We start from the raw sequence: 16,957 nt of genomic DNA on the forward strand, positions 1-16,957 counted from the left end.
CGAGCGAGGGCACGGGCGACGGCAGCCTGGACGCCGACCCCGGGCAGACCTCGGGCACCGGCGACGCCGGCACGGCCACCACCAAGCCGACGGACCCGGGCCCCGACGGCACCCTGGGCACCTCGGACGACCCGACACCCCCCTCCGACACGAAGACGCCTTCGGCTTCGGCCACGGGGACGAAGGGGTCGTCGGGGGGCGGGACGACACACTCGCCGTCGGCGTCGCCTTCCAAGTCGCCGTCACCGTCGAAGTCGCCGTCCCCGAGCCCGTCGAAGTCCGAGTCCCAGCCGGCGAGCCCGTCGCCGTCGCCCTCGTCATCGGCCCCGAGCGAGACCCCGTCCACCAGCGACTCGGCGAGCGGCCCCGCTTCCGACTCCCCGAGCGTCGCGACGTCGAGCGCGTCGGAGAGCAGCGGCACGGGAACGTCGACCGGCACCCTGATCTGAGACCGGGCGTCCCACGCGCCACGCGTGGGACGCCCAGGCCCGTCTCAGGGAACCGCCGCCGAGCCCGGCTCGGGCCGGTCCGGCACCGCCGGACACCGCCGCAGCGGCTGAGCGCCGTCGCGGCGGTGTCGGGTGGCGGGGGAGAAGCGGGACGGGGACAACTGAGGCAGCAGCCGGCGGGAGTGGCCGTCGGCGGTCCTGGAACCGGCCCTGGTTCGTCGGCCTTGTTCAGGGCCCTCGGCCCGGCTGGTCAGAACAGGCGCAGCTTGTCGTCCTCGATGCCGCGCAGGGCGTCGTAGTCGAGGATCGTGCAGCCGATGCCGCGGTCCGTGGCGAGGACCTTTGCCTGGGGCTTGATCTCCTGGGCCGCGAAGATGCCCCGGACGGGGGCGAGGTGGGGGTCGCGGTTCAGGAGTTCCAGGTAGCGGGTGAGCTGCTCGACGCCGTCGATCTCGCCGCGGCGTTTGATCTCGATGGCCACCGTCTGGCCCTCGGCGTCGCGGCAGAGGATGTCCACCGGGCCGATCGCCGTCATGTACTCGCGCCGGATGAGGGTGTAGCCGTCGCCGAGGGTCTCGATGCGGTCGGCCAGGAGTTCCTGGAGGTGCGCCTCCACGCCGTCCTTGATCAGGCCGGGGTCGACGCCCAGCTCGTGCGAGGAGTCGTGCAGGACCTCCTCCATCGTGATGATGAGCTTCTCGCCCGCCTTGTTGATGACGGTCCAGACGCCGGCCTCGTCACCCGTGCCCTCCTTGAGGGTGCACGGCGGCGACATCCAGTTGAGGGGCTTGTAGGCCCGGTCGTCCGCGTGGATCGAGACACTGCCGTCCGCCTTGACCAGGATCAGGCGGGGAGCGGAGGGAAGGTGGGCGGTGAGCCGGCCGGCGTAGTCGACGGAGCACCGGGCGATGACGAGACGCATGGTCGGCAACGCTACTCGACGCGCCGCCCTCGACGCGATTCGCCCAGCCCCCTCCAGCCCCCTCCGGCCGGCCCCTCGCGACCGGTCCTGGAGAGTCTCCTGCACACGCCTGTTCAACCCTGGCCGATTGTGTGCCTAAAGGGACCGTCGCATATACGCAATCTCCTGGTGGGGGCACCGCAGGTTGCCTACCGTAGTAAACGGGAGGTCGCGGATTGTGTACTCAGCGTGTTCGGTATCGCGAACTCCCTTACCTGTCCGCCAACCCCTGCTGTTCGGGGGTGCGAGAGGAGTACCCATGTCGCTCGACGTCTCACCGGCCCTACTCGAACAGGCCGAGCGAGGCGAGGTCGACGAAGCAGATTTCGTCGACTGCGTCCGGACCTCCCTGCCTTACGCATGGGAGATGATCAGCTCCCTGGTGGCCCAGCTGAAGGTGGACGGCGGAGAGTTCGCCGACAACCAGACGCCCCCGCCGGACGAGCAGGCACGCGGTCAGCTGTTGCGTGCGCTCGCGAGTGACGCCATACGCGGCGCCCTGCAGCGGCACTTCGGTGTGCGGCTGGCCTTCCAGAACTGCCACCGTGTGGCGGTGTTCCCGCTGGACGCCTCGGTCGACGAGACGCTGGCCCGCTTCACCTCTGTGCGCAACCAGCTCCTGAACCAGTCCCCGGAACTCCGGGACTGCTGACGCCGTGCTCCGCCACTGCTGACGCAGTGAGCCGCTTGCTTGCCGCTCCACACGCGGGAGGTGCATCAGTCACTGGGGCGGCAAGCTCCCCGCGGCGGTGGGGTCACCGGAGGTGCGGCAGCACCTCGGCCCCCAGCCGTCGTACGTTCTCCTCCGTGGCCGCCAGATCCCCCGAGCCTTCGGTCAGCAGGGCGAAGCGGGAGATGCCGGTCCGCTCGGAGGTCGCGGCGAGCCGGTCGGCGCACAGCCGCGGGGTACCCACCGGGTGGAGTCCGCAGAGCAGTTCGGTGTATGCGAGCGGATCCCGCATCGAGCGGAACCGGCCGTCCACCGTCACATGCGCCTCCAGGCCCTGTTTCAGCCAGCCCGGCATCGCCTTCGTCAGGGTCTCCGCGGCGTCGGTGCGGCTGTCGGCGATCTGGCAGACGCCGGCCGAGACATGGGCCGCCGCGGCGATCTCGTCGCCCGGTCGCCCGGCCGCCCGCGCGTGCTGCCGCCACAACGCGACCATCTCGGCCTTCTCCTCGTCGCCGACGTGCATCCCGAGCAGCATCGGCAGCCCCCGCTCGGCCGCCAGCCGGATGCTCGCCGCGGAGGTGCAGGCGACCACCACCTCCGGCCCGGGTTCCTCCGTCAGCGCCTCCGACGGCCGCGGTACGACGGGGACTTCACGGAACGAGAAGCGCGGACCGGAGGCCGACACGGCGGGTTCGCGCAGCCAGCGCATCAGCAGATCGAGTGATTCGGGGAAGCCCTGTTCGTACGCCTCCAGGCCCGCTCCGAAGACCTCCAGATCCACCCAGGGCCCGCCCCGCCCCACGCCGAGCGTGAAGCGGCCGCCGCTCGTCACGTGCAGCAGCGCGGCCTGCTCGCCGAGGGCGACCGGGTGGACGGTGGGCAGCACGCTCACCGCCGTACCGACCCGCAGCCGCCGGGTACGGCCCAGCAGCAGGGCCGCCAGCGTGACCGCGGACGGGCAGGTGCCGTACGGCACGAAGTGGTGCTCGGCCAGCCAGACCGCGTCCAGACCGGACTCCTCGGCCACCTCCGCCGTGCGCACCGCCCGGTGCAGGGCCTCCCCTTGGCCCTGGCCCGGGAACTGGGCGGCCAGCACAAAACTACCTACGCGCATCGTTTCTTCCTGCTTTCCTGGCTCCGACCCGGAGCTCCCCCACCGGGCATAACCGTCTGACACGTGCCGAGGACACGGCCTGACGGAGAGATTTGCGGATTGTCTGGAGAATGGGTCGCCCTGGAGGGGGACTTGTCTGGGTTGGTGCCCTACGCGTACCCCCGCGCGCGCGTCGTAGGCTGGACACAGCCCGTGCTTCCTGTATAGCCCCGAGAGGTGTCCCGTGTCCCCGCGTCGCAACCGACCCAAGGGCCCGAACGGAGCGGCCTCGTCCGGCCGGAGCGCCGAGGACGACCGTGCGGACCGCTATGGCGGCTGGCAGTCCAGCGAGAGCTGGCAGGGCGAGGAGTGGAGCGTGCGGCACGTGGCCGGCGCCAGTGCGGTCGGCAAGACGTACCGCTGCCCGGGCTGCGACCAGGTGATCGCCTCCGGCGTCCCGCACGTGGTGGCGTGGCCGGAGCACTCCGGCGTGGACGAGCGCCGGCACTGGCACAAGGCCTGCTGGAACGCGAAGGACCGCCGCACCACGCGGGTGCAACGGTCCAGGAACGCGCCGAAGTTCTGAAGTTACGGAGCCGAGGTTCCGGGGCGGAATCAGACGTCCCGCTTCTCCAGCAGGGCGTAGGCGCCCGCGAACGCGACGGCCGTCACGCCCAGGATGATCCACAGCGGGTCCCAGCCCGAAGGGCCGGAATCGCTGAGGGAGTTGGAGTAGAAGACGCTCAGCTGGTTCGGGATCGAGTACTCGAACAGGGCGGTGCGCACCTTCTCCAGCGACTGGGAGAACATGAACAAGGCGATCACCAGCGGGGCGAGCACCGCGCCGATCATGATGGTGATGGCACCCGCCGAGTGCCGGATGACCGAGCCGATGATCAGCGAGAGCAGCCCGAGCAGCGCGATGTAGAGGCTGACGCCGACGGTGCCCTTCAGCCATTCCCCGCCGGTCGGCGTCCGGGCGACGCCGCTCAGCATCGACACCTGCGTCATGGCCACGAACGCGCTGGCCGCGAGGGTGATCACGAACGCCACCGCGAAGAAGACGATCGCCTTCGCCGCGAGTACGCGCGCACGGGAGGGGCAGGCCACCATCGTCGTACGGATCATGCCGGTGCCGTACTCCGAGGCGGTCGTCAGGACGCCGAGCGTGATGATGCACATGCTGCCGAGCAGCAGGCCGAAGAAGCCGAGCGACAGCGCGCTCTCGCCGGACAGGTCGCCGGACGAGGAGGAGTCGCTGACCACCGCGCCGGCCAGGAGGCCGATGCCGATCACGAGGAGAACGAAGACACCGAGCGTCCAGAGCGTCGAACGCACCGACCTGATCTTCGTCCACTCGGAGGCGATCGCGTGGCCGAGGTGGGTGCGCACCACCGGGATCGGCGAGACGTATCCGGGATACGAACCGCCGGGCGCCGCCTGCCAGTCGGGCGCGGACGGGGCGGCCTGCGGCAGCGGAGGCTGGTGGGTGCTCATCGGGCGTCCTCGGGCTTGGTCAGGTCGGCGGGAGCGGGGGCAGGTGCAGGGGCGGGGGCAGGGGCCGCATAGGGGTTGGGAGCGGCTTGCGGAGGCCCGTAGGGGCCCTGCGGGGCGGGAGGTGCGACGGGCGCCCTCGGCGGTCCGTACAGCCCCCCGAACGGCCGGCCGTCCTGCTGGGGCGGCGGCGGGGCGTACCAGCCCGGCTGGCCCTGTCCCGGCACCGGCATCGGCGGCAGGGCGCCCGGCGGCAGGGGCTGCTGGAGGCCCGCCTTCTGGTCGGTCGAGGACCGGTAGTCGACGGCGCCCTGCGTCATCCGCATGTACGCCTCCTCGAGGGAGGCCTGGTGCGGCGAGAGCTCCCACAGCCGTACGTCCGCCTCGTGCGCGAGGTCGCTGATCCGGGGCAGCGGCAGCCCGGTCACTCTGAGCGCGCCGTCCTGCTCCGGCATGACGTGGCCGCCGGCCTCGGTCAGCGCCGAGCTGAGCTTCTCGCGCAGCTGCGGCTCGGTGTCCGGGGTGCGCACGCGGGCGAAGTCGGCGGAGTTGGCCGAAATGAAGTCCGTCACGCTCATGTCGGCGAGCAGCTGGCCCCGGCCGATGACGATGAGGTGGTCGGCCGTCAGCGCCATCTCGCTCATCAGATGGGAGGAGACGAAGACCGTACGGCCCTCGGCGGCGAGGGACTTCATCAGGTTGCGCACCCAGAGGATGCCCTCGGGGTCGAGGCCGTTGACCGGCTCGTCGAAGAGCAGCACCTGGGGGTCGCCGAGCAGCGCGGCGGCGATGCCGAGGCGCTGGCCCATGCCGAGCGAGAAGCCCTTGGAGCGCTTTCCGGCCACTCCCTGGAGGCCCACCACGCCGAGCACCTCGTCGACCCGGCGGGCCGGGATGGCGGACAGCTGGGCCAGGGAGAGCAGGTGGTTGCGGGCGGACCGGCCGCCGTGCACCGCTTTGGCGTCGAGCAGCGCGCCGACCTGGCGGGCGGCGTTCGGGAGCTTTCGGTAGGGGAAGCCGCCGATCGTCACCGAGCCGGCGGTCGGGTTGTCCAGGCCCAGGATCATCCGCATGGTCGTCGACTTGCCCGAGCCGTTCGGCCCGAGGAAGCCGGTGACGGCTCCGGGGCGTACCTGGAAGGAAAGGTTGTAGACGGCGGTCTTGTCGCCGTAGCGCTTGGTCAGGCCGACAGCCTCGATCATGCTCCGCACCCATCGAAAGGATCAGGACAGCGGGGCAGACGCCCCCCGTAAGGGTTAGGAGGATATCGGGGCGCTGACGGTTCCGCCCAAGAGCATGTAAAGACTTCCGGCGACAGACCCGGTCACTGGGCGTCGCGCCGCTTCAGCAGGACGTACCCGCCGGCCAGTGCCGCGACCACCCACAGCGCCATGATCCCGAGCCCGCCCCAGGGTCCGTAGGGGACGTCGTCGCCGACCCTCGGCACCACCTGCATGATGTGGCTGCCCGCCTGGTCCGGCAGGAACCGGCCGATCTTCTTGGTGGCGTCGACGTTGCCGAGGATGTTGGAGATCAGGAAGAAGAACGGCATCAGGATGCCCAGCGACAGCATCGGCGAGCGCAGCATCGCGGCCACCCCCATGGAGAACATCGCGATCAGCGTCATGTACAGCCCGCCGCCGACGACCGCGCGCAGCACCCCGGGGTCGCCGAGGTGGGCCCGGTGCGAGCCGAGCATCGCCTGGCCGAGGAAGAAGGCGGCGAAGCTGGTCACCATGCCGACCACCAGCACCAGGCCGGCCGCGACCGCGATCTTGCTGAACAGGAAGGTGGCCCGCTGCGGCACGGCGGCCAGCGAGACCCTGATCATGCCGGTGCTGTACTCGTTGGAGACGACGAGCACCCCGAACACGATCATCGCCAGCTGCCCGAGCGTCATCCCGGCGAAGCTGATGTTCGTCGGGTCGAAGGAGAGCCGCTCCCGGGCCGGCATGTTGGAGAACTGGCTGTTCGCGAGCCCGGAGAGCAGCGTCCCGATGGCCACGGTGACCACCACGGCCAGCGACAGCGTCCACACCGTCGAGGCGACGGACCGGATCTTGGTCCATTCGGACCGTACGACCTGGGTGACGACGGCCATGTCAGGCTCCCTTGTCCCAGCCGGTGCCCCAGGCCTCTGTCACCGGGGGCGAGTCGGCGTGCGCGTGGTACTCCACGGACTCCGCCGTCAGTTGCATGAACGCCTCCTCCAGCGAGGCCTGCTGGACGCTCAGCTCGTGCAGCACGACCCCGTTCTGCGCGGCCAGCTCCCCGATCGGCTCGGCCTTCCCGCCCTCCACCTCGAGGGCGCCGGTGCCGGTCTCGACGACGGTGATGCCGGCGCCGTGCAGCACGTCGAGCAGCCGCTCGCGCTGCGGGGAGCGGACCCGGACGTACGACCGCGAGTTGGTCCGGATGAAGTCCGCCATGGAGGTGTCGGCGAGCAGCCGTCCCTGCCCGATGACGACGAGGTGGTCGGCGGTCAGCGCCATCTCGCTCATCAGGTGCGAGGAGACGAACACGGTCCGCCCCTGGGCGGCCAGCGATTTCATCAGGGTCCGGATCCAGTGGATCCCCTCCGGGTCGAGCCCGTTCACCGGCTCGTCGAACATCAGGATCCGCGGATCGCCCAGCAGCGCCCCCGCGATCCCGAGCCGCTGCCCCATGCCGAGCGAGAACCCCTTGGCCTTCTTCCGCGCCACCGCCGTCAGCCCGACGGTGTCAAGGACCTCGGCCACCCGCGCCCGCGGGATCCCGTTGCTCTGCGCGAGGCAGAGCAGGTGGTTGAAGGCACTGCGGCCACCGTGCACGGCCTTCGCGTCGAGCAGCGCCCCGACGTACGACAGCGGGTCCTTGAGCTGCTCGTACCGCTTGCCGTCGATCCGCACCCGGCCGGCCGTGGGGTGGTCGAGCCCGAGGATCATCCGCATGGTGGTGGACTTCCCGGCACCGTTGGGTCCGAGGAACCCCGTGACGATGCCGGGTCTGACGGTGAACGTGAGGTCGTCGACCGCCGTCTTGTCGCCGTAGCGCTTGGTCAGGCCCGCCAGCTCGATCATGCGGCCACGCTAAGACCGGCATATGGGGCCTGCCACCGGAGTTACTCCTCCGGGTCCCAGGCCAGGAGCCGGTCGAAGACGCGCCGGTCGCCGTCGGCCTTCAAGGCGGCCACCGGGATCCGGCCGTACAGGACGAGGAGCAGCTCGCCGGCCGGGCCCGTGAGCGAGGCGTCGGGCGTGGGGGCGGGAGCGGGGAGGGGTGCCGTCCGGGCGCCGTCGGCGGAGAGCCACAGGCGCCATGAGCGGCCCTCGGTGGCGTGGTAGTCGACGACGGCGGGCTCGTGCGGCCAGCGGGCCGTGGTCGCGCAGCAGGTGGACAGGAACTCGTCGACACCGTCGAGTGCCAGCTCGTCGGGCAGCGGCCGCGGGGCGTCCGCGGTGAGCTGGGCGTCGTAGGTGTGCAGCGCGATCTCGTACAGCTGGTGCCGGGCGGCGGCACCGGCGGTCTGCGGCGACTGCGACGTACCCCACCAGGTCCAGCAGCCGCGGTCCGGGCCGTACCGGCGCAGTGCGTCCAGCAGCTGCCGCGCCGATGCGGTCCACCAGTCCAGCAGGGCCTCCCGGTCCCGAGGCGCCGCCGGGGTGTCCCACACGGACCTGGCCGGGGGAGCGTCGGCGGGTCCCGCGGCGACGATGGCGGCCCACTTGCGCCGCCCCTCCCCGAGGTGCCGTACCAGGTCGAAGAGGGTCCACTCGGGGCACGTCGGCACCTGTATGCCGAGGCCGGGCGCGGCGGCCACCGCGGCACCGAAGGCGGTCGACCGTTCGTCGATCAGCCGCAGCAGATCGGTGAATTCCGGAGTCTTCTGCACCCCGGATGTGTATCACCGGGCTGCATCGGCGGGACACGGATTTTCCGGCCCCCGCCAACCAGGACGAGCAGGCCGAACAGGCCGAAGGCCCGCACCGCCCCCGGGAGGGAGATGCGGGCCTTCGTTCGGACGGCGAGGAGGCCGTTCTCGGGCGGTGCGTCAGCGGGACTGCTGGGCCGGAACCCCGCGGGAGATCGGCTCGTCCTCCGCCGGGGAGCTGGCAGCGGCCACCGCGGCGCCGGTCAGCGTGGCCAGCATCTCGCGGACGTTGGTCAGCTGGGCGTTGATGCTGTCGCGGCGGTTGGTCAGCGCGGCGAGCTCGCGCTCGGATTCCGAGCGGATCCGGTCGGCCTTGGCGTTCGCGTCCGCAACGATGTCCTCGGCCTGGCGCTGCGCCGTCTCGACCGTCTGGCGGGCCCGGCGCTCGGCGTCGGTGCGCAGCTTCTCGGCCTCCAGGCGCAGCTGCTCCGCGCGGTGCTCGATCTCCGCGAGACGCTTCTCCGCCTTCTGCTGACGCGAAGCGAGGTCACGCTCGGACTGCTCGCGGCGCTTGGCGAGGTTCGTCTCGAAGTCGGCGGCGGCCTGTGCGGCCTTCGCGCGGGTCTCCTCGAAGAGGGCGTCCGCCTCCTCGCGCTTGGACTGCGCGTCCTTCTGGGCCTCGGCGCGCAGCTGCGAGGCGTCACTCTTGGCCTTCTCGACGATCCGGACGCCCTCGTCCTCGGCCTTGGACTTGCGCTCCGCAGCGAACGATTCTGCGTCGTTGCGCACCTGCTGGGCCGCCGACTCGGCGAGCTCGCGGTGCTGCTCGGCCGCGCGCCGGGCCTCCTCGCGCAGGTCCTTCGCCTCCTCCTCGGCGAGGCGGAGGATCTTCTCGACACGCGCGCCGAGGCCGGCGTACGACGGCTCCGCGTCGGTTACCTGGGCCTGGGCGTTCTGCGTCTCGAGGTGGAGCTCCTCGATGCGCTTTTCCAGAGCGGTGATGCGGGCGAGAGCGCTGTCACGGTCGGAGACGAGCTTGGAGATCCGTTCGTCCACCTGAGCGCGGTCGTACCCACGCCGCACTAGCTCGAAGCCGTAGGGGGAAGTGTCGCTCATGGGGTTCCTGTCGAAAGAGACCGGTGAGGTGATAGGGGGAATCCTAGGGGCCGAAGCGGTGTGTCATCGAGCGGATACGTGTTTGATCTGGAGAATGACACCCCTTTTGGGTGGCTAGCTGTGAGATCGCTTGCCAAAGCCTCTGCCGCAGATTTAATCAAAAGCCTCAGAACACTACAGAACCGGCCCGGCTCTCTAGCCTTCTGACGACTTGCCACCCGATCGGGGTGCGCCCACCGTGCTGCCCGCCTTGACCCCGCCGTCCTTGCCGGCCGACGGGGCCTCGAAGGATTCCAACGCCTCCAGGACGTCCTGGACACGGGAGATCTCGCCGTTGATGTTCTCCCGCCGGCGCTCCAGGATCTCCAGTTCGCGCTTTCCCTCCTCGACCGTGCGGCGGGCCTCGCGGATCGCCTCGGCCTTGAGCTCCTCGGCCTCCCGGACCAGCGTGGCCTTCTTCTGCTCGGCCTCCTTGAGCAGCCCCTCGGCCTTCTTGACGGCGGCGATCCGGACCTTGCCCGCCTCCGAGTTGGCCTCCGAAACCAGGTCCTTGGCCTTGGCCTGGGCCTTGGCGAGCTGCTCCTCGGCGGCCTTGATGAGCGCGTCACAGCGGTCGCCGGTGGACTTCATGGTCTCGGCGGCCTCACGGCGGGCCCGCTCGTGCAGCTCCTCGATCTCGGCGGTGATGCGCTCGCGCAGCTCCTCCGCCCGCTCCCTGATGGCGGTGGCGTCCCGGCGGGCGCCGACGAGCAGCTCGTCCGCGTCCGTACGGGCCTTCTCCACCCGCGTGTTGCCCTCGACCGTGGCCTCGGACACCAGCCGGTCGGCCTCCTTGCGGGCCGCGCCCACCATGGTGTCGGCCTGCGACTCGGCGTCCGCGGTGGTCTTCATCGCCTGCTGCTGAGCCTCGGTGAGCAGCTTGTCCGCCTCGGCGGTCGTCTCGTTGATGAGCGTGTCGACCTGCTCGGCCACGTCCTGACGGCGCTTGTTGGCGTCCTTGCGGGCCTCGTCGAGGGTGCGGTCGGCCTCCTCGCGGGCCGCGTTCAGCATGCGCTCCGCCTCGGCCTCCGCGTCCGCCCTGAGCCGCTCGACGTCGGCACGGGTCCGGTCGGCGTGCAGCTGGGCGGAGCCGACCGTCTCGGCGGCCTCGGCCCGCAGCCGCTCCGCGTCGCCGGTGGCGTCCGAGATCAGCTTCTCCGCCTTGGCGATCGCGTCGGCGCGGACCCGGTCGGCCTCGGTGATGGTCTCGTTCTGGAGCCGCTCGGCCTCGCTGCGCGCCTCGGTGATGAGGGTGTCGGCCTGGGTCGCCGCGTCCGAACGCATCCGGTTGGCGTCCTCACGCGCCTCGGCACGCGTGCGCGCGGCGTCCTGGTCCGCCTGGGCGATGGTGTCGGAAGCCTCGGTGCGCACCCGCTGGGCGTGCGCCGCCGCCTCGGAACGCAGCCGCTCCGACTCCGCCACCGCGTCGGCGACGGTCCGCTCGGCCAGCGCCTTCGCCGCTTCGGACGCCTCGTTGGCCTCGCGACGGATCCGGGTCGCGTCCTCGCTGGCCCGCTCCCGCTCGGCGTAGGCATCGGCGCGGACCCGGTCGGACTCCTCCTCGGCCTCCCGCCGGGTGCGGTCCGCGGCGTGCTCGGCGGCCGAGCGCAGCCCGGTGATCTCCTCCTGCGCCTGCTCGTGCAGCCCGGATACCGAGTCCCGCACCTGCTGGGCGTGGAGTTCGGCGGCCGACACCATCTCGGTGGCCCGCCGGTCCGCCTCCTCGACCAGCCGTACGGCCTCGGCCTGTGCCTCCTCGACCCGGTTGCGCGCCTGCGCCAGCAGGTCCTCGCTCTGCTCGCGGGCCCGCTCGCGCTCCTGGTCGGCCTCCTGACGGGCCGAACCGAGGAGCTCCTCGGCCTCCCGGCGCCGCCGGGCGGCCTCCTCCTGGGCGGCGGCCAGCGTCTCGGACGCCTCGGTGGACAGCCGCTCGGCGGCCGCCTGCGCCTCGGCGCGGACCCGGTCGGCGGTGTCCTGGGCCTCCTGCTTGAGCCGCTCCGCCTCGGCCGCGGCCTCGGACCGCAGCCGTACGGCGACGGCCTCGCCCTCCGCCCGGGACACGGACGCGTCGGCGGCCGCCTCGTCGCGCAGCCGCACGGCCTCGGCCTCGGCCTGCTGCTGGAGCGTGCGGATCCGCTCGGCGGCCTCGCCGCGCAGCCGGTCGGTCTCCTCGGCGGCCTCCCGGCGGATCCGGCCGGCCTCCTCGCGCGCCTCGGTCAGCGCCTGGTCGGCGGCCGTGAGCCGGTCCTCGGCCTCGGTGTGCAGCCGGGTGAGCTCCTCGGCGGCCTCCGCGCGCCGGGCCTCGACGCCCCGCTCGGTCTCCTCGCGCAGCTCGGCCGCGGCCCGCTCGGCGTCCGCCCGCATCGCGTCGGACTGCTCCTGGGCCTCCGCACGGAGCCGGTCGGCCTCCTGGCGGGTGCGCTCCAGCGTCTCCTCGGCCTGCCGGCGCAGCGTGGTGGCGCGCTCGATGGCCTCGGTGCGGACCTTCTCGCTGTCCGTGGTCGCGGTCTGCCGCAGCTCGTCGGCGTCCGCCTTGGCCTTGGCGAGCAGCTCCTCGGCGGACTTCGCCGCCTCCTCGATCTGCTGCACGGCCTCGCGCCGGGCCTCGGCACGGATCGACTCGCCCTCGGCGACCGCGTCGGACCGCAGCTGCTCGGCCTCGCCGCGCAGCCGGCGCGCCTCCTCCTGGAGCTCGACGGTCTTGGCGCGGTACTCCTTGGTGTCGTCCTTCGCCGTGCCCTTGAGCTGCTCGGCGATGTCGTGCGCCTCGGCACGCAGCCGGTCGGCCTCGGTCTCCGCCTCGGTGCGGATCCGCTCGGCCTCCTCGGCGGCGGCCTTGGTGGTCCGCTTGGCTTCCTCGGACGCCTTGTTCAGGACGTCCTCGGCGGTCTTGGCGGCCTTCGCCAGCTGGGAGGCGCTCTCCTCGGCGGTGAGGCTGCGGGCCTTCTCGGAGGCCTCGGCGATGATCTTCTCGGCCTCGGCCCTGGCGTCGGCGACGACCTGCTCGGCGCTCGCCTTGGTGGCCTCGGCGTCCTTGGTGGCCTCGCTGACCAGCCGGGCGACCTGCTCCTTGGCGGTGCGGGTGCGCTGCTCGTTGGTGGCCTCGGCGCTGGAGAGGGCCTTCGAGGCGTTGGCCTCGGCCTCGGCGACCAGCTTCTCGGCCTCGGACTGCGCCTTGCGCAGCGCCTCCTCGGCCTCCGCCATCCGCTGCTCGGCGGCCCGGCTCAGCTCGCTCGCCTGCCGACGGGCGGCGTCCGACTCCGTCGCGGTGGAGCTGCGGAGCTGCTCCGCGTGGTCGGTGGCCTCCTGGGCCTGCGTGGACGCGGCGTTCAGCAGCCGTTCGGCGTCCCGGCGGGCGCGCAGCAGGATCTGCTCGGCCTCCGTGCGGGCCGCCTCGGCGTCGCTGGTCAGCCGCTGCCGGGCCTCGTCGGTCAGCCGCTGGGCCTCGGCCCGGGCGGCGGCCATGGCCTGCTCGGCCTCGGCCCGCGACTCGTCGAGCAGCCGCCGGGCCTGCGACTCGGTGCGCGCCCGCAGCTGCTCGGCCCACGACACGTTCTCGTTGACGTGCGACTCGACGGTCTGCCGGCGCTCGGCCAGCTCCTGGTCCAGCTGCTGGCGGCGGGTCACCGCCTCCTGGTGCAGCTCGGCCTGGAGCCGCGCGGCCTGCTCGGCGTGCTCCTGGAGGATCCGCTGGGTCTGCGCCCGGGCCTCCGCGGCCACCCGCTCCGCCTCCTGGCGGATCTGGTCGGCCTGCACCTGGGCGTTCCGCAGCAGCTGCTCGGCGTGGTAGCCGATGTCACCGCCGTCGAACGCGGGCCGGGACATGATGGTGCGCCGCGCCTCGTGCAGCTTGGCGCGCAGCACCTCGACCTGGTAGCCGAGGTCCTCGGCATGCTGGATCGCCTTTTCCCGCTCGGTCTTCAGCCGTTTCATCTCGGCCTCGAACCGAGAGAGGTGGTCGACGTCAGCCGCCGGCTCTCGCTCCTGGCTCTCGTAGCCCCGCACTGCGCGGTCCCATCCGTCCCCTGGTCGCAACCTTCTCCGAACGAGCTCCGTCCATCCGCCGAACGGGGCCCCCGGGGAATGGTGTCAGATCAACGGCGGAGCACGGGCTGCTGCCCCGACGCTCGTCCCCCGAAACCCGGACCCCGGCATGCGGCCGCCCCGGCCCTGCGAACGTGCGAAGGGACGACCGCCCCCAACCCTACCGGCCCATATGTACGAGGGTCAGTGCTCAGGTGACTCAACAGCCGCCGAAGTGACCAGTTCTGTCAGTACGCCGTGGCAGTCCTTCGGGTGCAGGAAGGTGATCCGCGACCCCATGGAGCCGATCCGTGGCTCGTCGTACAGAACGCGTACGCCCTTGCCGCGGATCTCGGCCGCGTCCCCGTCCACATCCGCCGTACCGAAGGCGATGTGGTGCACCCCCTCGCCGTTCTTCGCGAGCCACTTGCCGACCGCCGAGTCCTCCCGGGTCGGTTCGAGAAGCTGCAGGTAGGAGGCACCGCCGTCGGACGTCTCGTTGATCTTGAGCATGGCCTCGCGCACGCCCTGTTCCTCGTTGACCTCGGTGTGGAACACCTCGAAGCCGTACGTGGCCCGGTAGAACTCGACGGTCGCGTCGAGGTCGTGGCAGGCGATCCCGATGTGGTCGATTCGCGTCAGCATGGATTCAGTGCAGCGCCACGGCGGTGGTTACGCAACGTGCCAGCGATCACACTGACGGCCCGATGACGGCACGGAGTGCCACGCAATACATTCGAAGTAAACCCTCGTTCACTCCTCGGCAGTGCAGCCGGAAGGGGATTCGCAGCTCATGACTTCTGGAACCTCTGGAACTACCTCGGTGATCGTCGCGGGCGCGCGTACGCCCATGGGACGACTGCTGGGCTCGCTGAAGTCCTTCTCCGGAGCCGACCTCGGCGGCTTCGCGATCAAGGCCGCCCTCGACCGTGCGGGAATCGGGGGCGACCAGGTGCAGTACGTGATCATGGGACAGGTGCTCCAGGCCGGCGCGGGGCAGATCCCGGCCCGCCAGGCCGCCGTGAAGGCCGGCATCCCGATGAGCGTCCCGGCCCTCACGATCAACAAGGTGTGCCTCTCCGGCCTGGACGCCATCGCGCTGGCCGACCAGCTGATCCGCGCCGGCGAGTTCGACATCGTGGTCGCGGGCGGCCAGGAGTCCATGACCAACGCCCCGCACCTGCTCCCCAAGTCCCGCGAGGGCTTCAAGTACGGCGCGATCGAGATGCTCGACGCGATGGCGTACGACGGCCTGACCGACGCCTGGGAGAACATCCCGATGGGCGAGTCGACCGAGAAGCACAACACCCGCCTCGGCCTCGGCCGCGAGCAGCAGGACGAGATCGCCGCCCTGTCCCACCAGCGGGCCGCCGCCGCCCAGAAGAACGGGATCTTCGAGGCCGAGATCACCCCGGTCGAGATCCCGCAGCGCAAGGGCGAGCCGGTCGTCTTCAGCAAGGACGAGGGCATCCGCGGCGACACCACGGCCGAGTCGCTGGGCAGGCTCCGCCCGGCGTTCACCAAGGACGGCACGATCACCGCCGGCAGCTCCTCCCAGATCTCCGACGGCGCGGCGGCCGTGGTCGTGATGAGCAGGGCCAAGGCCGAAGAGCTGGGCCTGGAGTGGCTCGCCGAGATCGGCGCCCACGGCAACGTGGCCGGACCGGACAACTCCCTGCAGTCCCAGCCGTCGAACGCCATCAACCACGCCCTCGAGAAGGAGGGCCTGGAGGTCGGCGACCTGGACCTCATCGAGATCAACGAGGCCTTCGCCGCCGTTGCCGTCCAGTCAATGAAGGACCTCGAGGTGTCCACCGAAAAGGTGAACGTGAACGGCGGAGCCATCGCCCTGGGGCACCCCATCGGCATGTCCGGCGCCCGGCTCGTCCTGCACCTGGCCCTGGAGCTCAAGCGCCGGGGCGGCGGGGTCGGCGCGGCCGCGCTGTGCGGTGGCGGCGGCCAGGGTGACGCGCTGATCGTGCGGGTACCGAAGGCCTGAGTACGTTTCGCTGAGCCTTACGGAAGCGAACGCAAGCGAAACGGAGCGAACGGAGCTGTGATGCAGGACGTCTCCTCACTGGTGGCCCAGGCCAGGGAGGGCCGACCGCGTGCGGTGGCCCGTCTGATCTCCCTGGTGGAGGGGGCGTCCCCGCAGCTCAGGGAGGTCATGGCGGCGCTCGCGCCGCTGACCGGCAATGCCTACGTCGTGGGCCTGACCGGCTCGCCGGGAGTCGGCAAGTCGACCTCGACGTCGGCGCTCGTGACCGCCTATCGCAAACAGGGCAAACGGGTCGGCGTGCTGGCGGTCGACCCGTCGTCCCCCTTCTCCGGAGGCGCCCTGCTCGGCGACCGCGTCCGCATGTCCGACCACGCGTCCGACCCCGGCGTCTACATCCGCTCGATGGCGACGCGGGGCCACCTGGGCGGCCTCGCCTGGGCGGCTCCCCAGGCCATCCGTGTCCTGGACGCGGCGGGTTGCGAGGTGATCCTGGTGGAGACGGTCGGCGTCGGCCAGTCGGAGGTCGAGATCGCCTCCCAGGCGGACACCAGCGTGGTGCTGCTGGCCCCCGGCATGGGCGACGGCATCCAGGCCGCCAAGGCCGGGATCCTGGAGATCGGCGACGTGTACGTCGTCAACAAGGCCGACCGGGACGGCGCGGACGCCACGGCCCGCGAGCTGAACCACATGCTGGGCCTCGGCGAGTCGCGCGGCCCGGGCGACTGGCGGCCCCCGATCGTCAAGACGGTCGCCGCGCGGGCGGAGGGCGTCGACGAGCTGGTGGAAGCCCTGGAGAAACACCGCGCCTGGATGGAGGAGCGGGGCGTCCTTGCGGAACGCCGCGTGGCCCGCGCCGCCCGCGAGGTCGAGACCATCGCGGTGACGGCCCTGCGGGCGCGCATCGGCGACCTGCACGGCGACCGCCACATCGACGCTCTCGCGGACCGCATCGTGGCCGGCGAGCTCGATCCCTACCGGGCGGCGGACGAGCTGGTGGCGGGGTTGACGGAGGGCTAGCCGCCGTAGGGGCGCGGGCCGTCCCCCGGCTGCGGGCGGGAGGGGGCTGGTCGCGCAGTTCTCCCGCCAGCCTTCGGCCGGTGGTACCCCCAGCGCCCCTTTGGGGCGCGCTGTCCAGCCGTGTCATTCATCCAGCCGCGGGCAGTCGTGCCGCTGGGGCGATGGGGGTTCCCCCCGCGCGAGCGAAGCCGAGCGTGGGGGAGGGTGGGCGCGGGCGGCGACCTGTAAACGCCGGTGAGCGTCCCC

Annotated in this window: 14 protein-coding genes and 1 pseudogene; 4 read left to right on the plus strand and 11 right to left on the minus strand. The window is 71.7% G+C overall.

The features are described 5' to 3' along the window. Window positions 1-439, minus strand: a pseudogene (locus JF597_RS26645) (hypothetical protein); the annotation flags it as partial. A gap of 260 nt (window positions 440-699) precedes the next feature. Beyond that, window positions 700-1,371 (minus strand): endonuclease NucS, encoded by a 672-nt coding sequence (gene nucS / locus JF597_RS26650; protein WP_217554505.1) that lies wholly within the window; start codon window positions 1,369-1,371, stop codon window positions 700-702. Window positions 1,372-1,669: 298 nt separating this feature from the next. Between nucS and JF597_RS26655 the strand changes: the two genes are divergently transcribed. After that, on the plus strand, window positions 1,670-2,062 hold the full coding sequence (locus JF597_RS26655; RefSeq protein WP_093499046.1) for an SCO5389 family protein: 393 nt from the start codon (window positions 1,670-1,672) through the stop codon (window positions 2,060-2,062). Between the two features lie 103 nt (window positions 2,063-2,165). Here the strand turns inward: JF597_RS26655 and JF597_RS26660 are convergent, their stop codons facing one another. Further along, complete coding sequence (locus JF597_RS26660; protein WP_293999732.1) at window positions 2,166-3,194, minus strand: LLM class flavin-dependent oxidoreductase; 1,029 nt, start codon at window positions 3,192-3,194, stop codon at window positions 2,166-2,168. 223 nt (window positions 3,195-3,417) lie between these two features. Between JF597_RS26660 and JF597_RS26665 the strand changes: the two genes are divergently transcribed. Continuing rightward, on the plus strand, window positions 3,418-3,759 hold the full coding sequence (locus tag JF597_RS26665) for an ATP/GTP-binding protein (RefSeq protein ID WP_293999735.1): 342 nt from the start codon (window positions 3,418-3,420) through the stop codon (window positions 3,757-3,759). A 29-nt stretch (window positions 3,760-3,788) separates the two neighbouring features. On the opposite strand, the gene JF597_RS26670 is transcribed toward JF597_RS26665, so the two are convergent. From JF597_RS26670 to mce, 8 genes are all read right to left on the minus strand, one after another. Further along, window positions 3,789-4,670, minus strand: a complete 882-nt coding sequence (locus JF597_RS26670) for an ABC transporter permease subunit (RefSeq protein WP_293999737.1) — start codon at window positions 4,668-4,670, stop codon at window positions 3,789-3,791. Next, window positions 4,667-5,869 carry an ATP-binding cassette domain-containing protein gene (locus JF597_RS26675; RefSeq protein ID WP_293999740.1) on the minus strand — a complete coding sequence of 401 codons (1,203 nt, stop codon included), beginning with the start codon at window positions 5,867-5,869 and terminating at the stop codon, window positions 4,667-4,669. Before JF597_RS26675 ends, JF597_RS26670 begins: the two co-directional genes overlap by 4 nt. A gap of 122 nt (window positions 5,870-5,991) precedes the next feature. After that, window positions 5,992-6,768, minus strand: a complete 777-nt coding sequence (locus JF597_RS26680; protein ID WP_293999743.1) for an ABC transporter permease — start codon at window positions 6,766-6,768, stop codon at window positions 5,992-5,994. A gap of 1 nt (window position 6,769) precedes the next feature. Then, window positions 6,770-7,726, minus strand: coding sequence for an ABC transporter ATP-binding protein (locus tag JF597_RS26685; protein WP_293999746.1), 957 nt, complete (start codon window positions 7,724-7,726; stop codon window positions 6,770-6,772). A gap of 41 nt (window positions 7,727-7,767) precedes the next feature. Then, on the minus strand, window positions 7,768-8,538 hold the full coding sequence (locus JF597_RS26690; RefSeq protein ID WP_293999749.1) for a maleylpyruvate isomerase family mycothiol-dependent enzyme: 771 nt from the start codon (window positions 8,536-8,538) through the stop codon (window positions 7,768-7,770). A gap of 159 nt (window positions 8,539-8,697) precedes the next feature. After that, a complete protein-coding gene (locus tag JF597_RS26695; RefSeq protein ID WP_093499039.1) occupies window positions 8,698-9,633 on the minus strand; it encodes a cellulose-binding protein in 936 nt (311 codons plus the stop codon). 195 nt (window positions 9,634-9,828) lie between these two features. Continuing rightward, window positions 9,829-13,677 carry a polarized growth protein Scy gene (gene scy / locus JF597_RS26700; protein WP_293999753.1) on the minus strand — a complete coding sequence of 1,283 codons (3,849 nt, stop codon included), beginning with the start codon at window positions 13,675-13,677 and terminating at the stop codon, window positions 9,829-9,831. 222 nt (window positions 13,678-13,899) lie between these two features. Further along, window positions 13,900-14,340 carry a methylmalonyl-CoA epimerase gene (gene mce / locus JF597_RS26705; RefSeq protein ID WP_293999756.1) on the minus strand — a complete coding sequence of 147 codons (441 nt, stop codon included), beginning with the start codon at window positions 14,338-14,340 and terminating at the stop codon, window positions 13,900-13,902. Between the two features lie 148 nt (window positions 14,341-14,488). On the opposite strand from mce, the gene JF597_RS26710 reads away from it, so the two are divergent. Both JF597_RS26710 and meaB read left to right on the plus strand, forming a co-directional pair. Further along, window positions 14,489-15,694 (plus strand): acetyl-CoA C-acetyltransferase, encoded by a 1,206-nt coding sequence (locus tag JF597_RS26710; RefSeq protein WP_293999759.1) that lies wholly within the window; start codon window positions 14,489-14,491, stop codon window positions 15,692-15,694. A 60-nt stretch (window positions 15,695-15,754) separates the two neighbouring features. Then, window positions 15,755-16,711 (plus strand): methylmalonyl Co-A mutase-associated GTPase MeaB, encoded by a 957-nt coding sequence (gene meaB, locus JF597_RS26715; RefSeq protein WP_293999761.1) that lies wholly within the window; start codon window positions 15,755-15,757, stop codon window positions 16,709-16,711. Window positions 16,712-16,957 lie beyond the last annotated feature (246 nt).

This window comes from Streptomyces sp. (genome assembly GCF_019510245.1).
Classification (GTDB): Bacteria; Actinomycetota; Actinomycetes; order Streptomycetales; family Streptomycetaceae; genus Streptomyces.